This window comes from Marinobacter sp. MBR-105 (assembly GCF_053628895.1).
Window position 1 is genome coordinate 15,872 of the sequence record NZ_JBRJHG010000018.1, and the last position, 15,177, is coordinate 31,048.

The window sequence follows — 15,177 nt, forward strand, 5'->3', positions numbered from 1 at the left end:
AAGCTTACTTAAACTGTTTTTTCGGAACATTGGCCCTCTTGACGCCACAGATCGTCTTTAACGCAGCCAGGCTTTTTCGTGAGAAAGGTTTTGAAAGGACGTCGCTCAAGTAGATTGCCGAAGCGCTGCTTGTCGAGCTGATGCGCCGGGGAGTCGACCTGGTGACCGCAGAGGTCGAGTCGGCTTACGCCAGCTCGGACGACCCGGTTGAGCGTTTGCGTCTTTGTATCAACGCACATCTGCGAGCCCTGTTGTTAGATTCGGATGCGGTTTACGTGCTGTTGTTTGAATGGCGGGCGCTGGGCCCGGAGGCTAGTAAGGAAATCATCGAACTGCGTGACCAGTACGAGTCCCTATGGGCCGGTATCCTCGAAACAATGATTGCGCAGGGCGTGGTCCGGAAGAATGTTGACGGCCGTTTGCTTCGCCTGATCGGCCTTGGGGCGCTCAACTGGGTTGCAACCTGGTTCGACCGGAACGGAGTCCATTCACTCGACGCCATTGGTGATTTTATCTGGCAGATCGCTATGGACGGTGTCATCAATAAAGGTGTCCAGGCATGATCTGGATTCGCCGGCATGGACGTACCAGTCAAAGCAACAGCGCTACCGCCAGCAGTCGCTCTGGCAGTGTCCCAGCGATCAGATCGGCAGTCAGTCGGATCAGTTATCGCTGCTGTCCGACAGGTAGGCGCCGTCCTCGTCATGGACTTCCTGGCCGGTCACCGGCGGGTTGAAGGCGCAGATCAGGCGCATGTCCTCGGTGCCACCGTACAGGGTGTGCTTGTCGTGGTTGTCCAGGGCGTAGAGGGTACCGTCGGTAATCTCGTGAACTTCACCCGTGGCGAGGTCCTTGATGCGCCCGTTACCGGCAACGCAGTAAACGGCTTCCAGGTGGTGCTTGTACCAGAAAGTGTGCTCGGAGCCTGCCTTGATGATGGTTTCGTGGAAGGAAAATCCCATTCCGTCCTTCTTGAGCAGCAGGCGGCGGCTGGTCCACTGCTTGTCGCTGACTTCACGCTCGGTACCAATGATGTCCTGAACTTTAACGATTTTCATGGGCGTATCTCATGGTTGGTTGGTCAGAATCGGGTGAAACAACTTTATAGTATAAACATTAGGCATCTATATATTTCAAGTGGCCCTTTCCTCCTGCCACTGGTCATACCCCTCTAGCGCTTCCCGGCTGTCATTGCCCGGTGTGGCCCGCTCCGCACGCCGCGAGAGGCTTAACGTACGCTATTTTCCGTTTCGTGAGGTGGCCCCTTGACACGTGCGTCACCGACTCTGCTGAATCGCGTTCTGCGACGATGGCGGGTGACGCATGGCCTCGCTGGCCGGCAGCGCCGGAGGCGTGGACCTCCGGCGCATCATCAGCGCCGGAACAAGGGCGGCCAGGAAGATCGCGCCGACGATAAAGAAGCTGTCCCGGTACCCCAGCATGTTGCCCTGGCTGTAGATCACGCGGCCAAGATAGTTCATCGCCCCGGCCTGGCGTATCGCCTCCGGCACGCCAGCCTGTGCAAACAAGCCGGTTACTTCGTGCAGCATAGCGGTCGTTGCACTGTTGCCTGCATGCTGTGCCGCCGTGAAGCTGTCTACGTAGAGCTGAGATCGCCGCTCCAGAGCGATGGAGAGCAGGTTGACACCAAACGCCCCGCCGAGTTGGCGCACGAAGTTGATGGCGCCGGAGCCCTGACTGAGTAGCGTCATGGGGAGCGCCTTGAGGGCGCCGGCGTTCAGGCTCGGCATGATGAAACCAAGGCCGATACGCCCCAGCATGATCCACCAGGCGAACAGCCAGAACGAGGTATTGGTATCCACGTTGCTCATAAGAAACGATGACAACGCGAAAATCACAAGCCCAAACATGACCGTGGCATAGGCGGGTGTCCTGTCAGTCAGCCGCCCCGCGATGGGGAAGACCAGGGCCAGAATCAGCCCCGCCGGCATTAGCAGCAGGCCCGAGCGGGTCGGCGTGTAGCCCTGGATCGTCTGGACGAACAGCGGGATCAGGAAGGTCGAACCGAAGATGCCTGCTCCGAAAATGAAGGCCACGACGGAGGCGCCCGCATAGACCCGGTTCGTGAAGAGCTTGAGATTGAGCATGGGTGCGGACGTGCGCAGCTCCCAGACGATGAAGCCGATGCCCGCGACCAGGGCGATGGCGAAGTCGCGCAGGATGGGGTCGGAGATCCAGCCGTCACGCTGCCCGTTCGACAACCCGTTGAGCAGGGTCACGAGAAACACCGTCATCAGTCCAAAGCCGATCCAGTCGAATTTGCGCGGCGGACCGGAGGTTGCGCGCCCCGGCATCAAGATCGCGGCCATAAACAGGCCGATGAAGCAGAAGGGCACGGCCATGAAGAAGACATAGCGCCAGCTGAAGCTGTCGACCATGATGCCGCCAAGCGTCGGGCCAAGCGCCGGGGCCAGCACCACGCCGATGCCGTAAATTCCCATGGCCGACCCGCGTTTCTCCGGCGGAAAGACCTGGAAGATCGTCTGCATGGCGAGCGGCTGGAGGATGCCGGCCGCGCCGCCTTGTAAAACACGGGCCAGGATCAGCACGCCCTCGGCGGGGACGAGCCCACCCATGATGGAGGCGGCGATAAAGATGGTTATCGCCAACATAAAGGTCGCGCGCTGGCCGAGGGTATCGACCATCCAGGCATTGAGCAGCATGGTCCCGGTCATCGCGGCGAGGAAGCCGGTGGAGAGAAGTTGCGCCTTGTCCTGGCCCATGCCGAAAGCGCCCATGATATCCGGCAGGGCTACATTGACGATGGTGGCGGTCAGGATAGTGGCGATCGTGCCCATCATGACCGTCGCTGTGACCAGCCAGCGATAGGACGGGCCGAAACGGGCGAATAGCCCCTCGATACTGTCCGGCCGGGGCGCGCTAGTCATCGGCTCTCGCCTCCAGCTCCACCATCATACCCGGCTTGAGTTCGCCGCCGTCCTGCTGCACCGCGATGCGCACTGGCAGGCGCTGGGTGATCTTGGTGAAATTGCCGCTCGGGTTGGGGTTGGGCAGCAGGGCGAACTCGCTGGTGGCGGACTGCCCGACGCGCGTGACCCTGCCCTCAAAGCGCCGCCCCGGCAGGGCATCGACAGTGATCATCACGCTCTTTCCCGGCCGGAAGAAGCGGATGTCGGTCTCCTTGACGTTCGCTTCGACACGCACCCGCTCGGGATCATGCACCATCAGCAGGCGTTGGCCGGGGGTGACATATTCGCCCTTGTCCACAAATACCCGGTCCACCACGCCGTCGAATGGCATGACGATGGTGCGATCTTCCAGGTCGAGTTCGGCCTGGGCTTTTTGTGCACGTAGCCGCTGCTCCTCCGGGCCGAGTTCGGCGAGCTGGGTGCGCAGCACCGTGAGTTCCCCGCGCGCGGCTTCAGCCTCGGCCAGGGCGGCGCGGGCATTTTCCAGGTCCGCCTGGGCGCTCAATGTCTGCTGCTTTGCCGTCTCCAGCGCCGCCCGCGTCTGGTCCAGGCGCGCACGGTTGATGGCACCGCTCGGCGCCAGCTTCTCCGCCCGGTCATTCTCCTGTCTGGCAAGATCGAGTTGCGCTGCCGCTGCTGCCAACCTGGCCTCTGCCGCCCTCACCGCTGCCTGTTTGGCGGTAATGCGGCTCTGTGTCTGACGGTCGGTGAGTGCGATGCGCGCTTCGATCTCCTCGCGGCGGCGGGCAATCCCGGCGAGTTGCGCGTCAAGCGCCTCGACACGGAGACGGCTTTCCCGGTCGTCGATCCGGATCAAAACCCTGCCTCTCTGCGCGGCATCGCCATCGGTCACTTCAAGTACCGTCACCCAACCGGGAACCCGGCTGCTCATGGCAACAATGTCGGCGGCGACACGGGCATCCGTCACAACGACATGGGTGAGCTGCTGATACAGCCACCAGCCGCCACCTCCGAGAACGATCAGCGTCGCCAGGATCGCGCCATACCATCGCCATGGCCGAGGGCGGGCAGGAGGTAAAGCCGTCTCTGACTCAGCCTCCCTCTTCTTGTCGGGGGCGGTGCGTAGATCGGTTTCCTGATCGTCGTCCTGGTGTTCCCGGTGGGTCATATGCTGGTTCACGCTCTAGCTCTCATCAGTTTTTGTCCACAGGCTGCATCGCCCTTGGGGTGCCGCCCAGCTTGTCGGCGATCTTCTCGAAGACCTTCAGACAGGTCGCCACCTCGGCATGGGACAGGTCGGATAAGATTTCCGCCCGCACCGCCGCTGTGGTAGCTTCGATCCGTTCCAGAACAGGGGCAGCCTCCGCACGCAGGTGAACCGATTTGGTGCGCCGGTCGGCGGCTTCCGTGCGGCGTTCGATCAGCCCCTCCGCTTCCAGCCGGTCCAGCGCGCGTACCAGGGTCGGCCCCCGCACCCCGACCGCCTCGGCCAATTCACGCTGGGTTGCCGCCTGGGGCAGGCGAGAGAGATGTAACAGGGTCAACCAGCGGGACTCGGTGAGGCCAAAGGTGGCCAGCCGCCGGTCGATTTCGGCGCGCCACAGTCGGGCAACCAGCCCGAGGCGAAGTCCGAACTGTTCCTGATCGTCGAGAGGTTTGGTCATCGCATTGCCTGCATCATTATGTAGCTGTACTATAATCAATAGATAGCTAAGTATCAAATGGCGAGGGATGTAGCCCCGAAGGCAGCACTGTCTAGAGCAGAGGACCGGGAAAGGCGTTCCATCCCGATCACAGAAAGGAGCACCACGATGTACAGGACGATCCTCCTAGCCTATGACGGCAGCCGGCAAGGCCGTGAGGCGCTGGACCAGGGGGCCGAGCTGGCTTCGCTTTGCCAGGCTCGTGTCTATCTCCTCGCCGTCGTCACCCATGAACTGGGTGTCGCGCTCGCTGAAGCGGCGGCACCCTCAGACCTGCCGGAGCGAGAATATCAGGAAGTGCGCCGCGTGCTGACGGAGGGCGCGGAAGCGCTGCGGCGGGCGGGGCTTTCCGTCGACACGCGCCTCGCTGCGGGCAACCCCGCCGAGGAGATCGGCCGAATGGCGCACGAGGTCGGCGCGGATCTGGTCGTGGTCGGTCACCGTGAACAGAGCGCGATGGCCCGGTGGTGGCACGGCTCCGTCGGCGCTTCGCTGCTCGCCCACGCGCCATGCAGCCTGCTGGTGGCCGTTGCGGACCGGTAGTTGTCAAGGAATATGTCGCAGGGTCTTCATCAAGGTCTTCGCCGGCTAGGCTGAGGAGAAAGCCCTTGATTCAGGTGTTAATCGGTTGGCGGCCACTGCTGCGCAGCATGTAACACGCGCAGTATTCGTACCGTCAAGGCATCCTCCTGGTACACGAGGATATAGTTCGACCAGGCGACGAGTTCCCGGGTCCCTTCAACCCGACCAGGGCGGCCTATTGTGGGGAACTCCGGCAGCTTTTCAGCTTTCATCTCGATATCATCTTTTACGCGCTGTGCTGCATCGGGATTGTCATCAGAGATGTAATCGACAATCCCTAGCAGATCGGTACGAGCCAGTTCCAGCCATTCCAGTTCAGGCACGGCGACGCTTTCTGTCGATCAACGCTTGTGCCTCATCCATTACCTGTTGATGAGGAACGGTAGGTCGGGCATCAGCCAGGGCCTCTTTCACTTTATCGCGGAACCAGGCGTCATGGGCTTCCGGATCAGCCGTTAACCCAACGGGCAATCCGCCCTCTTTGGTTACGCGGGTTAGAAGGATGCGGACGGCATCTGATACCGTCAAGCCGAAGCTGGCGAGCTTTTCCGCTGCATCAGCCTTCAGCTCGTCGTCCACACGAACGTGCAGCATTGAAGTGTGAGCCATGATGAATTCTCCGTTTGTCATGCGTAACTCTACTTTGTATCTCAAATGCGATACAGTCAAGCTGTAGATATTAGCAAAATCACTGCGTTTGGTCAGATGCCAGTATTTTATAGATTGTTGACCGGCCTATCTTTAACCTCCTGGCGATCTCCGTAGCCCCCACTCCCTGGCTGTGCAGGGCACGGACTCTATCCTTGTCCACCCTGGGTTTACGGCCAAACTTGACCCCTTTGGCCTTGGCCTCCAGGCGGCCCTCGTTGGTGCGTTCCAGTATGCGCTGACGCTCGGGCTTGGGCCACGGCCGACAGGATGGTGACTACCATCTTGCCCATGATCCCCTCGGTGCTGATCCCATCGTCGAGGAACCGGATAGCCACACCCATGTTGTCGAACTCTTTGATGAGCTGGCCCGGAGTTGCGTCAATACAAGATCGAATAGCACTGGGATGACATTATTCACATTGCCGGTTCGCTCAAACTGGGGACCGTGCAGGCCTCCGTGGGATGCGCTGGAAGCGTAACTGGAAGCGTTTTACCCCAAAGGCGGTGGGCCGGGGGCGCCCACCCATGGGCCTGGGACGAATGTTGCGGCTGTATGTTAGTGGCCCCAACAGTGCTTTGGCTTCTCGGACCAAGGCATCGAGGATGCGATTTACGACAATCAGGCGATCCGGCGTTTCGTTGGCATTGACCTTGGCCGGGAGTCAGCACCGGATGCGACCACCTTGCTCAAGTGTCGCCGATTGCTGGAGCGCGAAGGGCTCACCGGCAAGCTGTTTGAGGCGATCAACGCTCATCTGGCTGGGCAGGGGCTGATGCTACGCGAGGGCACCGTGGTGGACGCGACGCTGCTTGCCGCATCGCCGTCCACGAAAAACCGGGCCAGAAAACGCGATCCGGAAATGCACCAGGCTCGCAGCCTGCTTCACGGCGAAGAAACAGACGTTATGTACCTGTGCTGGGTTGTGTCAGCCAGCGGTTAAGCTAACATCCGGCACAAGCTGATTTTTCTTCTGCTGGCATTGAGCCTGCTGGGGTCCGGATTTGCAGCATTGCCAACACCTGGATCAGCCTGACCGCTGCCAATTGAGAAGACGCGATGAAAAGATATCCTTACGGTTTTTCAGCAGCCTGGGCGCTTACGCTGATGTTCGCGATGGCCAGCCCCACGGTGGCAGCTCAGGCTGCACCGGATGAACAGAAAGAAACCGTTAACTGTGCGTTGATCCGGGACGGCATCCAGCGACTTGCCTGCTATGACGCCCAGAATGACCCCATTGCCGCCAGAAAAGCGGCGGACGAAGACACGTTACAGCAGGCGGATGAGGAAGCCGCTATTCCGGTGGCTGATGATGCCCGGCGGGAGCAGATCGTCAGCGATGCTCTTGAGGACGACTCAGACACCGGTCTGATGACAGCCCTGGTGGATAATTACCTGACCGCGGAGAAGGCAATTTTTTCATTCACCGGCAGTTTTGTGACCCACCGCCCCAACTACATCCTGCCATTCACCTATGTGGACGACCCTAACCCAAGGCCCACCAGCCCGAGACTGGGCCCCGCCGGCTATGACTTCGCTCTGGAAGAGGAAGAGGCGAAATACCAGATCAGTTTCAAGATTCCACTGCTGACTGGCATTTTTGATGATCGAACCACCTTCTGGTTTGGCTATACCCAGCAGTCCTACTGGCAGGTGTACAACACCAAAGACTCCGCTCCCTTCCGTGAAACCAACTACGAGCCCGAGATTTTCTTCCGGCACCGGCTGGACTGGGATCTTGGGCCTGGCACTCTGAGTGCGGTGTCTCTGAGCTTCAATCACCAGTCTAACGGTCAATCAGAACCCCGGTCGCGCAGCTGGAACCGGATCATGGGCACCGCGGCTTACAGCTATGACCGCTGGCTGTTTATGGTTAACCCCTGGTTCCGGCTGCCGGAGAGTGGCAGCGATGACGACAACTCGGATATCGAGAAGTATCTCGGACATGGTAGTTACCACGCGGTTTACAAGCTGACAGAGGACCGCACGTTCTCGCTGAAGCTTTTGAACAATATGCGTTCTACCAATCGGACGTCGGTGGAGTTCGGGTACAGTTTCCCGATGGGGGATACGATGAAGGGCTTTTTCCAGTACTACAACGGGTATGGGGAGAGTCTGATTGATTATAACGAGCGTATCGAGCGGTTTGGCGTGGGGATTCTGCTGAATAACTGGTTCTAGTCGGAGTGTGCCCGGCGCAACTCCACGCTGCCATGCATCAGGTCCGTCAGGCCATGGTGCTGAGTGTTCGCCGGAAGCGGGTCAGGGCCAAGGCAAAAAGGGTACTCCCGATAACGGCGATGGCCAGGAATTGCGGCCACACGGTGGCGAGGCCCGCGCTACGATACAGAATGGCCTGGGCCAGCATTACAAAGTGGGTGTTGGGCGCGGCGAGCATGATGTACTGGACGGCCTCCGGCATGCTCTCGCGCGGCGTCGAGCCCCCGGAGAGCATCTGCAGCGGCAGCAGCACCAGCATCAGCAGCAAGGCAAACTGCGGCATGGACCGGGCGACGGTGCCCAGGAAGATGCCCATCGAGGTGGTCGCGAACAAATGCAGCGCAGTCCCGACCAGGAACAACGCGAGCGAGCCTTCGATGGGCACGGACAGCCAACCCTGCACCACCGCAGTCAGTGCGAAGGCGGTGGCGGCAAGGACGACCAGCGCCATCGCCCATACCTTGCTGCTCATGATCTCGAAAGGCGTGACCGGCATGACCAGCAGATGCTCGACGGTGCCGTGCTCGCGCTCACGGATGAGCGCCGCGCCGGTGAGGACGATGGAGAGCATGGTCACGTTATTGATGACCTGCATGATGGCGCCGAACCACGACTTGTTGAGCTGGGGATTGAAGCGCATCCGCAGCGCCAGATCGACCGGCAACTCCGGAACCTCGCGATAACGCTGCGCGAAGGCGCGCACCTCGTCGGTGACGATGGTCTGGATATAGCCGCTGCCGGTAAATGCCTGGCTCATGCGCGTGGCATCGACGTTGAGCTGGACCGTGGGCCGCTGCCCTGCCAGCAGGTCACGCTGGAAGTTGGGCGGGATGTCAAGAGCGAAGGTGTCGAGGCCGGCATCCATGCGGGCGTCCATCTCGGCCTGCTCGATCACCTCGGGGAGAACAAAGTACGGCGGGTAAAAGGCGCTGACGATGCGCCAGGACAGCGGCGAGCGATCCTCATTCACCACCGCGATCGGCGCCTTGTTGAGGGTCTCCGGCATGGCCGTGGCCGCCGTGTAGACGGAAACGGTGAAGGCGTAGACGATCAGCACCAGCATGATCGGGTCGCGGACAAGGCTGCGCAGCTCCTTGACACCGAGATGGCAAATATTGGCAAGGCGCATAGACTATCGCTCCTGCTTCTTGAGCAGCGCGGCGGACAGCCCGATCAGGACCGGCACGGCCAGCGCCAGTGGGAGAAAGGCGCCATGCAGGTCGGAGAAGTTGAGGGCCTTCGAGAAGGTGCCGCGCGCGATCGTCAGGAAATGCGTGGTCGGATAGACCTCGCCGATCAGCCGGCCCATCCCTTCCAGGGACGAGACCGGGTCGATCATGCCGGAGAAGTTCGCCGCCGGCAGGATGGTGAGCACTGCCGTGCCGAAGATCGCCGCGATCTGGCTGCGCATGAAGGTGGAGATCAGCAGCCCCACGGCCGTGGCGGCACCAATATAGAGCAGCGCACCCACCGCCAACGTCAGGAAGCTGCCCTTCAGCGGCACGCCGAAGACGGTCACCGCGAGCAGCGTGAGCAGCAGGAAGCTCAGGAAGGACAGGACCACGTAAGGGAACTGCTTGCCGAGCAGGAACTCGAGCCGCGTAGTGGGCGTGACGTAGAAGTTGGTGATCGAGCCGAGCTCCTTCTCGCGCACCACGCTGAGCGCCGCGAGCATGGCCGGGATCAGCATGAGCAGCAGCGGGATCACCGCCGGTACCATTGCCACCAGGCTCTTGACGTCCGGGTTATAGCGGAACCGGGTCTCGATATTGACGAGCCCCGCCAAAGCCTCGCCGTAGCCGGCCTCGCGCGCCTTGGTCGCCAGCCAGTGGGCATGAATCCCCTGCACATAGCCGCGGACGGTCTCGCCCCGTGTCGGCATGGCGCCGTCGATCCAGGCGCCGGTCTCGACCCGCCGGCCCCGGGCAATGTCGCGCGCGAAGCCCGGCGGGATCTCGATCGCCAGACTGATGTCGCCTTCGCGCATTCGCCGGTCAAGATCGGCATAATCGGTGATCGGCGGCCGCTCGACGAAGTACCGGGAGCCGCTGAGGTTGAGCGTATAGTCGCGGCTGACGGTGGTCTGGTCGCGATCCAGCACCGCAAAGGTGAGATCCTCAACATCGAGGCTGATCCCATAGCCCATCACGAACATGAGGATGACGCTGCCGAGCAGCGCCAGCGTCAGCCGGATGGGATCGCGGCGCAGCTCCAACCCTTCACGCCGGGCGTGGCTGATCATGCGCCGGGGATCGAACATGCGCCGCCAGCCCTGGGGTTCGCCATGGCCTGCCGACGCGTTAACCGTATCGAGCGACGCTGTTTGCTCCTCTCCGCCTTCGCCCTCCCCCGACGCCTCCTCCAGATGCGCGACGAATGCCTCTTCCAGGGTCTCTGCGCCCCGCTGCTGTACGATATTCGCCGGCGTGTCGGTGACCAGCACCCGGCCCGCATGCATCAGCGAGATGCGGTCGCAGCGCTCGGCCTCGTTCATGAAGTGGGTGGAGATGAAGATGGTCACGCCGTCGCGGCGCGACAGCTCGACCAGCTGGCGCCAGAAGGCGTCGCGCGCCACCGGGTCGACGCCCGAGGTGGGCTCGTCGAGGATCAGCATCTCGGGCTTGTGGATCATGGCGACCGCCAGCGACAGGCGTTGCCGGTGGCCGAGGGGCAGCTGGCCCGGCAGACTGTCCACCACGGCGGTCAAATCGAAGCGTTCAACCATTTCGTCCACCCGCCCTGAAATCTCGGCAGCGGGCACCTGGAACAGCCGGGCATGCAGCTCCAGGTTCTGCCGCACCGTCAGCTCGGTGTAGAGCGAGAAGAACTGCGACATGAAGCCGACTCGGCGGCGGGTCGCGAGGTCGTGCGGGTCCACCTCGTGTCCGAACAGCCAGGCCCGGCCTTCGCTCGGCGGAAGGAGGCCGGTCAGCATCTTCATGGTCGTGGTCTTGCCGCAGCCGTTGGAGCCGAGAAAACCGAAGATCTCACCCCGGGGGACACGCAGGTTCACATGATCGACCGCGATGAATTCGCCAAAGCGCATGGTCAGATCCCGGGCCTCGATCGCGGGGTCGCCATCGTCTGCCGACCGCGGCGGAATCTCGACCGGCCGATAATTGCGGCGCTTGTCTTCCGGCAGCAGCCGGATGAAGGCCGCCTCCAGCGAATCCGCTCCCGTGCTGTGCAGCAGGCCTTCGGGCGTGTCGCTGGCCAGCACCGCCCCACCGTCCATCGCTGCCAGCCAGTCGAAGCGTGCCGCCTCATCCATATAGGCGGTGGCAACCAGCACGCTCATGCCGGGCCGGGAACGACGGATGCCGGCGATCAGATCCCAGAACTGTCTGCGCGAGAGCGGATCGACACCGGTGGTCGGCTCGTCGAGGATGAGCAGGTCCGGATCGTGGATCAGCGCGCAGCAGAGGCCGAGCTTCTGCTTCATCCCACCGGATAGTTTGCCCGCCGCCCGATCGAGAAACGGCTTGAGCCCGGTGGCCCCGGTCAGCACCTCGATGCGGCGCGCCCGTTCGCCGCCGTCATGCCCGAACAGGCGCCCGAAGAAGTCGAGGTTCTCGAACACCGTGAGTGTCGGATAGAGGTTCCGTCCCAGGCCCTGTGGCATGTAGGCGATACGCGGGCCGACTCTGCGGCGATGGCGCGCATCGGCCATATCGCCGCAGAGCACCTCGACTCGTCCTGTCTGGACCGCGCGGGCGCCTGAGATCAGCGCCAACAGACTGGACTTGCCGACCCCGTCCGGGCCGATCAACCCGGCCATGCAGTTTGCCGGGATGTCGATCGTGACCTCGTCGAGCGCACGCGCCTTGCCGTAGCGCAGGGATACATCGCGCAGGCGGGCAACCGGCACGTCAGCCCCCCCGTCATCCTCGATCAGTGTATCTGCCTCCCGGCTCATTGCGGCAGTCTCGTCTGCAGTTCAGGCGGCCAATCCACCCGCGGGTCGAGCCGCACATAGGCCATGCCCGGCAGGCCGGTCTTGACCTGGAGGAGGTGCTCTCTGAGCAGGTCCGGGGCGATCCGCGCCTTGATGCGGAACATCAGCTTCTGGCGCTCTTCTTGCGTCTCCACCGTCTTGGGTGTGAACTGCGCGACGTCCGCCACGAAGGAGATTTCGGTCGGGACCACGTATTGCGGGGCGGCGTCGAGCACGAGCCGCGCCTCGGCCCCGAGCGCGATCCGCCCGGCCTGTTCTGTCGGCAGGAAGAAGGTCATGTACACATCGGTGAGATCGACCATGTTCAGCACCACGCCGCCCGGGGAGAGAACCTCACCGGGCTGAGCGACACGGTACTGGACACGCCCGTCACGCGGCGATTTCAGCACGCTGTCGTCGATATCCGCCTGAATACGCTGGAGGGTGGCCCGCGCCGCTTCCACCGAGGCCTCCGCGGCAATGACATCCGACCTGGCCCGCCCTATGGCGGCTTGCGCGGCCGCCGCCTGCGCCTCCGCGGCGCCGACCGCAGCCTTCGCCGCCGCAGCCGCGGCACGGTCGTCATCGAGCTGCGCCTCGGAGGCGGCATTTTTTGAGGCGAGCTCCCGGGTGCGGGCAAGCCGTTTTTGCGCGGCGTCGAGCTCGGCCTTCCTCTGGGCTATGAGCGCTTCGGCGGCCTGCTTCTCGGCCTCACGCTGGGTCACCAGGCTTTGCGCGGTCTCGATGCCGATGAGCGCCCGTTGCAACTGCGCCTCGGCCTCCCGGAGCTGCGCCTCCAGAACGGCCGTGTCCATTTTCGCCAAGACCTGGCCGGCGCGGACGAAGTCGCCCTCGTTGACCAGGATCTCCCGGATCCGGCCTGCGGTCCTGGCTGCGATATCGATCTCGACCGCCTCGATCCGGCCGTTTCCGGCGGCGAATCCGTCGGGCAAGTCCTGCGGTTGAAAATGCCACCAAGCCCAAACGCCCAGCCCAATGACAATCGCAGCGGCGACGCCTCGAATACCTGCTTTCATGAATTTTTTCACGTCTTGGATTGCTCCACGCCAGTTGGCTCACTCATTCTTGACCATTGAATTCAGGCTGAGCGCGATCTTTGTAGACCCACATCTTAAGCTGTATCTTACGCACGAACCACAGCAATTAGGCTGATCCACATCATTTTTGTCGACAAACAAATATCCGGGCGAGATTCCCAGTTTCCCTATTATCCCAGTTTATAATCATGGGTAGTAACTACGCGGACTGCTCAGAGATAGAGTTTCTATCCATGGGTAGTAAAATGGGTAGTATTGAGCGGCGATGGCTGTGAAAAATACACCAAGCAACTGTTTATAAATGCTTTTTAATTTTTATTCGTCGAGCAGGTGCAGAATCTGGAGTGAGGTATAAGCCGGGGCGATTGGTGCCTCCCCGGCGTTCGTGCGGTTTACTCCGCCGGCTTGATGGCGAGCAGGTCGGTCCGCAAATGCGTCAGCACCTTTTCGGCCGTGTTGCCGATGACACGGGCGGCCAGGCCGGTTTTACCGGTGGTGCCGATGACGACCATGTCGGCCTTGATCCGGTTGGCAACACTGGGAATGATCTTTTGAGCAGGGCCAGATTCGATGTGGACCTGTTCCGGCATCAGGTGCCAGGTGTTGCACAGGTGTTCAATCTGCGGTTTCAGGGCCGCTTCCCGTTTTCTGGCGTGGGCCAGAGGGTCGATGATGTCCAGGTCGGCCAGAACCACCGAGGTATGAAGTGCGTGCACCAGGTGCAGCTCTGTTTCCAGAGCCTTCGCCAGATGCCAGGCGCGATCAATGATGCGATTGTTCAGGGCTTTCTTCACGGGCTTGTCGGAGCTCAGGTCCACCGCCGCCAGGATTGGCCGAGCCTTGTTCCATTTGTTCTCCGCCACCAGCATCACCGGTGACGGGCACTCGCGAATCAGGTGCCAGTCGGTCGGGGTATACAGGAAGGTTTCTGAGCGATGGCCCGTCTTTACCACGACACCAACGTTCTCTTTCTGGCACTGGGCAATTACCCACAGGTGAATGTGCTTTTCCCAGACCGTTCGGGCATGGATCTTCAGATCATTGCAATCGGCCAGCGCCAGCATCTGTTCCAGCCATTTCTGGCGATGTTCCATGAGCGCCTGTCGGGCCCGTTGTTGTACCTCCGGATCGCCCGGCAGTGCATCCAGATATTCATGCACAAACGCCACGACCTCCACCGCTGCGCCCGTTGCCCGGGCCAGTGCCACGCCACGGGCGAGGGCGGTTTGGTCTTTATGGTGGTGATCCATGATGATCAGGAGTTTTTCCATGGCGGTATCCGTTTACTGTGGGTGTTTGCTGCCATACTAACAGCTGAACCCGGGCCGGGATGCGGAGATAAGTCAAACCCCGTATAATTTGCCGCTTTCTGGCCATGCGTGTTGGCCGCAAACTGTTGTTCAGGAGTCTTCAAGCCATGAAGCAGGCCGGTGGGCAGGGTACTCTGTTTGTGATTTCCGCTCCTTCCGGCGCGGGCAAGACCAGCCTCGTGTCGGAAATGCTCCGTCAGGATTCCCGGCTGGGGGTGTCGGTATCCCACACCACTCGCCCGATGCGCGATGGAGAGCAGGATGGCGTGAACTATCACTTCATCAGCCGGGATGAGTTCGAGGCCATGATTGCCCGGGGTGATTTCCTGGAGCATGCGGATGTTTTCGGCAACTACTATGGCACCTCCCAGGTGTGGGTGCGGGAAACCCTGGCTACCGGGCAGGATGTGATCCTGGAGATTGACTGGCAGGGGGCGGAACAGGTGCGCCGGCTGATTCCGGAATGTGTGAGCATTTTCATTGTGCCGCCCTCGGCTGAAATCCTCCGCCAGCGACTTGTTGGGCGTGGTACTGACGCGCCGGAAGTCATCGAACGGCGGCTGTCGGAGGCGGAGGAAGAGTGCCGGCACGCGGTCGAGTTTGATTACCTGGTGGTCAACGATGACTTTGCGGTGGCATTAGCTGATCTGCTGGCCATTGTCCGCAGTCAGCGGCTGAAAATGGCCACCCAGCAGGTTCGCCACGGTGAGTTGCTGCGGGACTTGTCCGCTCACGGGTGATGGTGGTTTTCACTGTATACAAATTGAGCCGGGGCCAGTAAACTACGCGGTCTGCTAAATCAGTGATTC

At 61.5% G+C, this 15,177-nt stretch carries 16 protein-coding genes and 1 pseudogene; 5 read left to right on the forward strand and 12 right to left on the reverse strand.

Features of this window, described 5'->3' with window-relative positions; genetic code table 11:
• Window positions 1–161: 161 nt before the first annotated feature.
• Window positions 162–563, forward strand: a complete 402-nt coding sequence (locus ACSSVV_RS17685; RefSeq protein WP_454106669.1) for a TetR/AcrR family transcriptional regulator C-terminal domain-containing protein — start codon at window positions 162–164, stop codon at window positions 561–563.
• A gap of 99 nt (window positions 564–662) precedes the next feature.
• Here ACSSVV_RS17685 and ACSSVV_RS17690 read toward each other — a convergent pair whose 3' ends face one another.
• The 4 genes from ACSSVV_RS17690 to slyA all read right to left on the reverse strand — a co-directional run bounded on the left by ACSSVV_RS17690 (window position 663) and on the right by slyA (window position 4,576).
• On the reverse strand, window positions 663–1,058 hold the full coding sequence (locus ACSSVV_RS17690; RefSeq protein ID WP_011784156.1) for an ectoine synthase: 396 nt from the start codon (window positions 1,056–1,058) through the stop codon (window positions 663–665).
• Between the two features lie 219 nt (window positions 1,059–1,277).
• Window positions 1,278–2,909, reverse strand: a complete 1,632-nt coding sequence (locus tag ACSSVV_RS17695; RefSeq protein WP_454106670.1) for a DHA2 family efflux MFS transporter permease subunit — start codon at window positions 2,907–2,909, stop codon at window positions 1,278–1,280.
• Window positions 2,902–4,092, reverse strand: a complete 1,191-nt coding sequence (locus tag ACSSVV_RS17700; protein ID WP_198324799.1) for an HlyD family secretion protein — start codon at window positions 4,090–4,092, stop codon at window positions 2,902–2,904. The genes ACSSVV_RS17695 and ACSSVV_RS17700 overlap by 8 nt, the downstream gene beginning before the upstream one ends.
• A gap of 13 nt (window positions 4,093–4,105) precedes the next feature.
• Complete coding sequence (gene slyA / locus ACSSVV_RS17705; RefSeq protein ID WP_091706665.1) at window positions 4,106–4,576, reverse strand: transcriptional regulator SlyA; 471 nt, start codon at window positions 4,574–4,576, stop codon at window positions 4,106–4,108.
• A 147-nt stretch (window positions 4,577–4,723) separates the two neighbouring features.
• On the opposite strand from slyA, the gene ACSSVV_RS17710 reads away from it, so the two are divergent.
• Complete coding sequence (locus tag ACSSVV_RS17710; protein ID WP_011784160.1) at window positions 4,724–5,158, forward strand: universal stress protein; 435 nt, start codon at window positions 4,724–4,726, stop codon at window positions 5,156–5,158.
• A 77-nt stretch (window positions 5,159–5,235) separates the two neighbouring features.
• Here ACSSVV_RS17710 and ACSSVV_RS17715 read toward each other — a convergent pair whose 3' ends face one another.
• The 4 genes from ACSSVV_RS17715 to ACSSVV_RS17730 all read right to left on the reverse strand — a co-directional run bounded on the left by ACSSVV_RS17715 (window position 5,236) and on the right by ACSSVV_RS17730 (window position 6,189).
• On the reverse strand, window positions 5,236–5,520 hold the full coding sequence (locus ACSSVV_RS17715; protein ID WP_011784161.1) for a type II toxin-antitoxin system RelE/ParE family toxin: 285 nt from the start codon (window positions 5,518–5,520) through the stop codon (window positions 5,236–5,238).
• A complete protein-coding gene (locus tag ACSSVV_RS17720) occupies window positions 5,513–5,806 on the reverse strand; it encodes a type II toxin-antitoxin system RelB/DinJ family antitoxin (protein WP_011784162.1) in 294 nt (97 codons plus the stop codon). The genes ACSSVV_RS17715 and ACSSVV_RS17720 overlap by 8 nt, the downstream gene beginning before the upstream one ends.
• Before the next feature lie 79 nt (window positions 5,807–5,885).
• Window positions 5,886–6,008, reverse strand: coding sequence for a helix-turn-helix domain-containing protein (locus tag ACSSVV_RS17725; RefSeq protein WP_431474633.1), 123 nt, complete (start codon window positions 6,006–6,008; stop codon window positions 5,886–5,888).
• 7 nt (window positions 6,009–6,015) lie between these two features.
• A complete protein-coding gene (locus ACSSVV_RS17730) occupies window positions 6,016–6,189 on the reverse strand; it encodes a hypothetical protein (RefSeq protein WP_431474634.1) in 174 nt (57 codons plus the stop codon).
• 169 nt (window positions 6,190–6,358) lie between these two features.
• On the opposite strand from ACSSVV_RS17730, the pseudogene ACSSVV_RS17735 reads away from it, so the two are divergent.
• Together ACSSVV_RS17735 and ACSSVV_RS17740 are read left to right on the forward strand one after the other, a co-directional pair.
• Window positions 6,359–6,723 (forward strand): annotated as a pseudogene (locus ACSSVV_RS17735) (transposase); the annotation flags it as partial.
• 230 nt (window positions 6,724–6,953) lie between these two features.
• Window positions 6,954–8,027, forward strand: coding sequence for a phospholipase A (locus ACSSVV_RS17740; RefSeq protein WP_036149235.1), 1,074 nt, complete (start codon window positions 6,954–6,956; stop codon window positions 8,025–8,027).
• A 46-nt stretch (window positions 8,028–8,073) separates the two neighbouring features.
• Here ACSSVV_RS17740 and ACSSVV_RS17745 read toward each other — a convergent pair whose 3' ends face one another.
• The 4 genes from ACSSVV_RS17745 to ACSSVV_RS17760 form a co-directional block, all read right to left on the reverse strand.
• On the reverse strand, window positions 8,074–9,195 hold the full coding sequence (locus ACSSVV_RS17745) for an ABC transporter permease (RefSeq protein WP_011784164.1): 1,122 nt from the start codon (window positions 9,193–9,195) through the stop codon (window positions 8,074–8,076).
• A 3-nt stretch (window positions 9,196–9,198) separates the two neighbouring features.
• Window positions 9,199–11,982, reverse strand: a complete 2,784-nt coding sequence (gene rbbA, locus ACSSVV_RS17750) for a ribosome-associated ATPase/putative transporter RbbA (RefSeq protein ID WP_023008018.1) — start codon at window positions 11,980–11,982, stop codon at window positions 9,199–9,201.
• Entirely contained in the window at window positions 11,979–13,037 is a 1,059-nt protein-coding gene (locus tag ACSSVV_RS17755) for an HlyD family secretion protein (RefSeq protein WP_454106681.1), read from the reverse strand. Before ACSSVV_RS17755 ends, rbbA begins: the two co-directional genes overlap by 4 nt.
• Window positions 13,038–13,450: 413 nt before the next feature.
• Window positions 13,451–14,329, reverse strand: coding sequence for a universal stress protein (locus tag ACSSVV_RS17760; protein WP_014420403.1), 879 nt, complete (start codon window positions 14,327–14,329; stop codon window positions 13,451–13,453).
• Between the two features lie 146 nt (window positions 14,330–14,475).
• On the opposite strand from ACSSVV_RS17760, the gene gmk reads away from it, so the two are divergent.
• Window positions 14,476–15,108, forward strand: coding sequence for a guanylate kinase (gmk, locus tag ACSSVV_RS17765; RefSeq protein WP_023011593.1), 633 nt, complete (start codon window positions 14,476–14,478; stop codon window positions 15,106–15,108).
• Window positions 15,109–15,177 lie beyond the last annotated feature (69 nt).

Bases quoted from the DNA above. Each gene is read 5' to 3' on its own strand.
- slyA (WP_091706665.1), bottom strand. From the start codon at position 4,576: ATGACCAAACCTCTCGACGATCAGGAACAGTTCGGACTTCGCCTCGGG.
- ACSSVV_RS17740 (WP_036149235.1), top strand. From the start codon at position 6,954: ATGTTCGCGATGGCCAGCCCCACGGTGGCAGCTCAGGCTGCACCGGAT.
- ACSSVV_RS17710 (WP_011784160.1), top strand. From the start codon at position 4,724: ATGTACAGGACGATCCTCCTAGCCTATGACGGCAGCCGGCAAGGCCGT.
- ACSSVV_RS17760 (WP_014420403.1), bottom strand. From the start codon at position 14,329: ATGGAAAAACTCCTGATCATCATGGATCACCACCATAAAGACCAAACC.
- ACSSVV_RS17755 (WP_454106681.1), bottom strand. From the start codon at position 13,037: ATGAAAGCAGGTATTCGAGGCGTCGCCGCTGCGATTGTCATTGGGCTG.
- ACSSVV_RS17720 (WP_011784162.1), bottom strand. From the start codon at position 5,806: ATGGCTCACACTTCAATGCTGCACGTTCGTGTGGACGACGAGCTGAAG.
- ACSSVV_RS17745 (WP_011784164.1), bottom strand. From the start codon at position 9,195: ATGCGCCTTGCCAATATTTGCCATCTCGGTGTCAAGGAGCTGCGCAGC.
- ACSSVV_RS17690 (WP_011784156.1), bottom strand. From the start codon at position 1,058: ATGAAAATCGTTAAAGTTCAGGACATCATTGGTACCGAGCGTGAAGTC.
- ACSSVV_RS17730 (WP_431474634.1), bottom strand. From the start codon at position 6,189: ATGGGTGTGGCTATCCGGTTCCTCGACGATGGGATCAGCACCGAGGGG.
- ACSSVV_RS17695 (WP_454106670.1), bottom strand. From the start codon at position 2,909: ATGACTAGCGCGCCCCGGCCGGACAGTATCGAGGGGCTATTCGCCCGT.
- rbbA (WP_023008018.1), bottom strand. From the start codon at position 11,982: ATGAGCCGGGAGGCAGATACACTGATCGAGGATGACGGGGGGGCTGAC.
- gmk (WP_023011593.1), top strand. From the start codon at position 14,476: ATGAAGCAGGCCGGTGGGCAGGGTACTCTGTTTGTGATTTCCGCTCCT.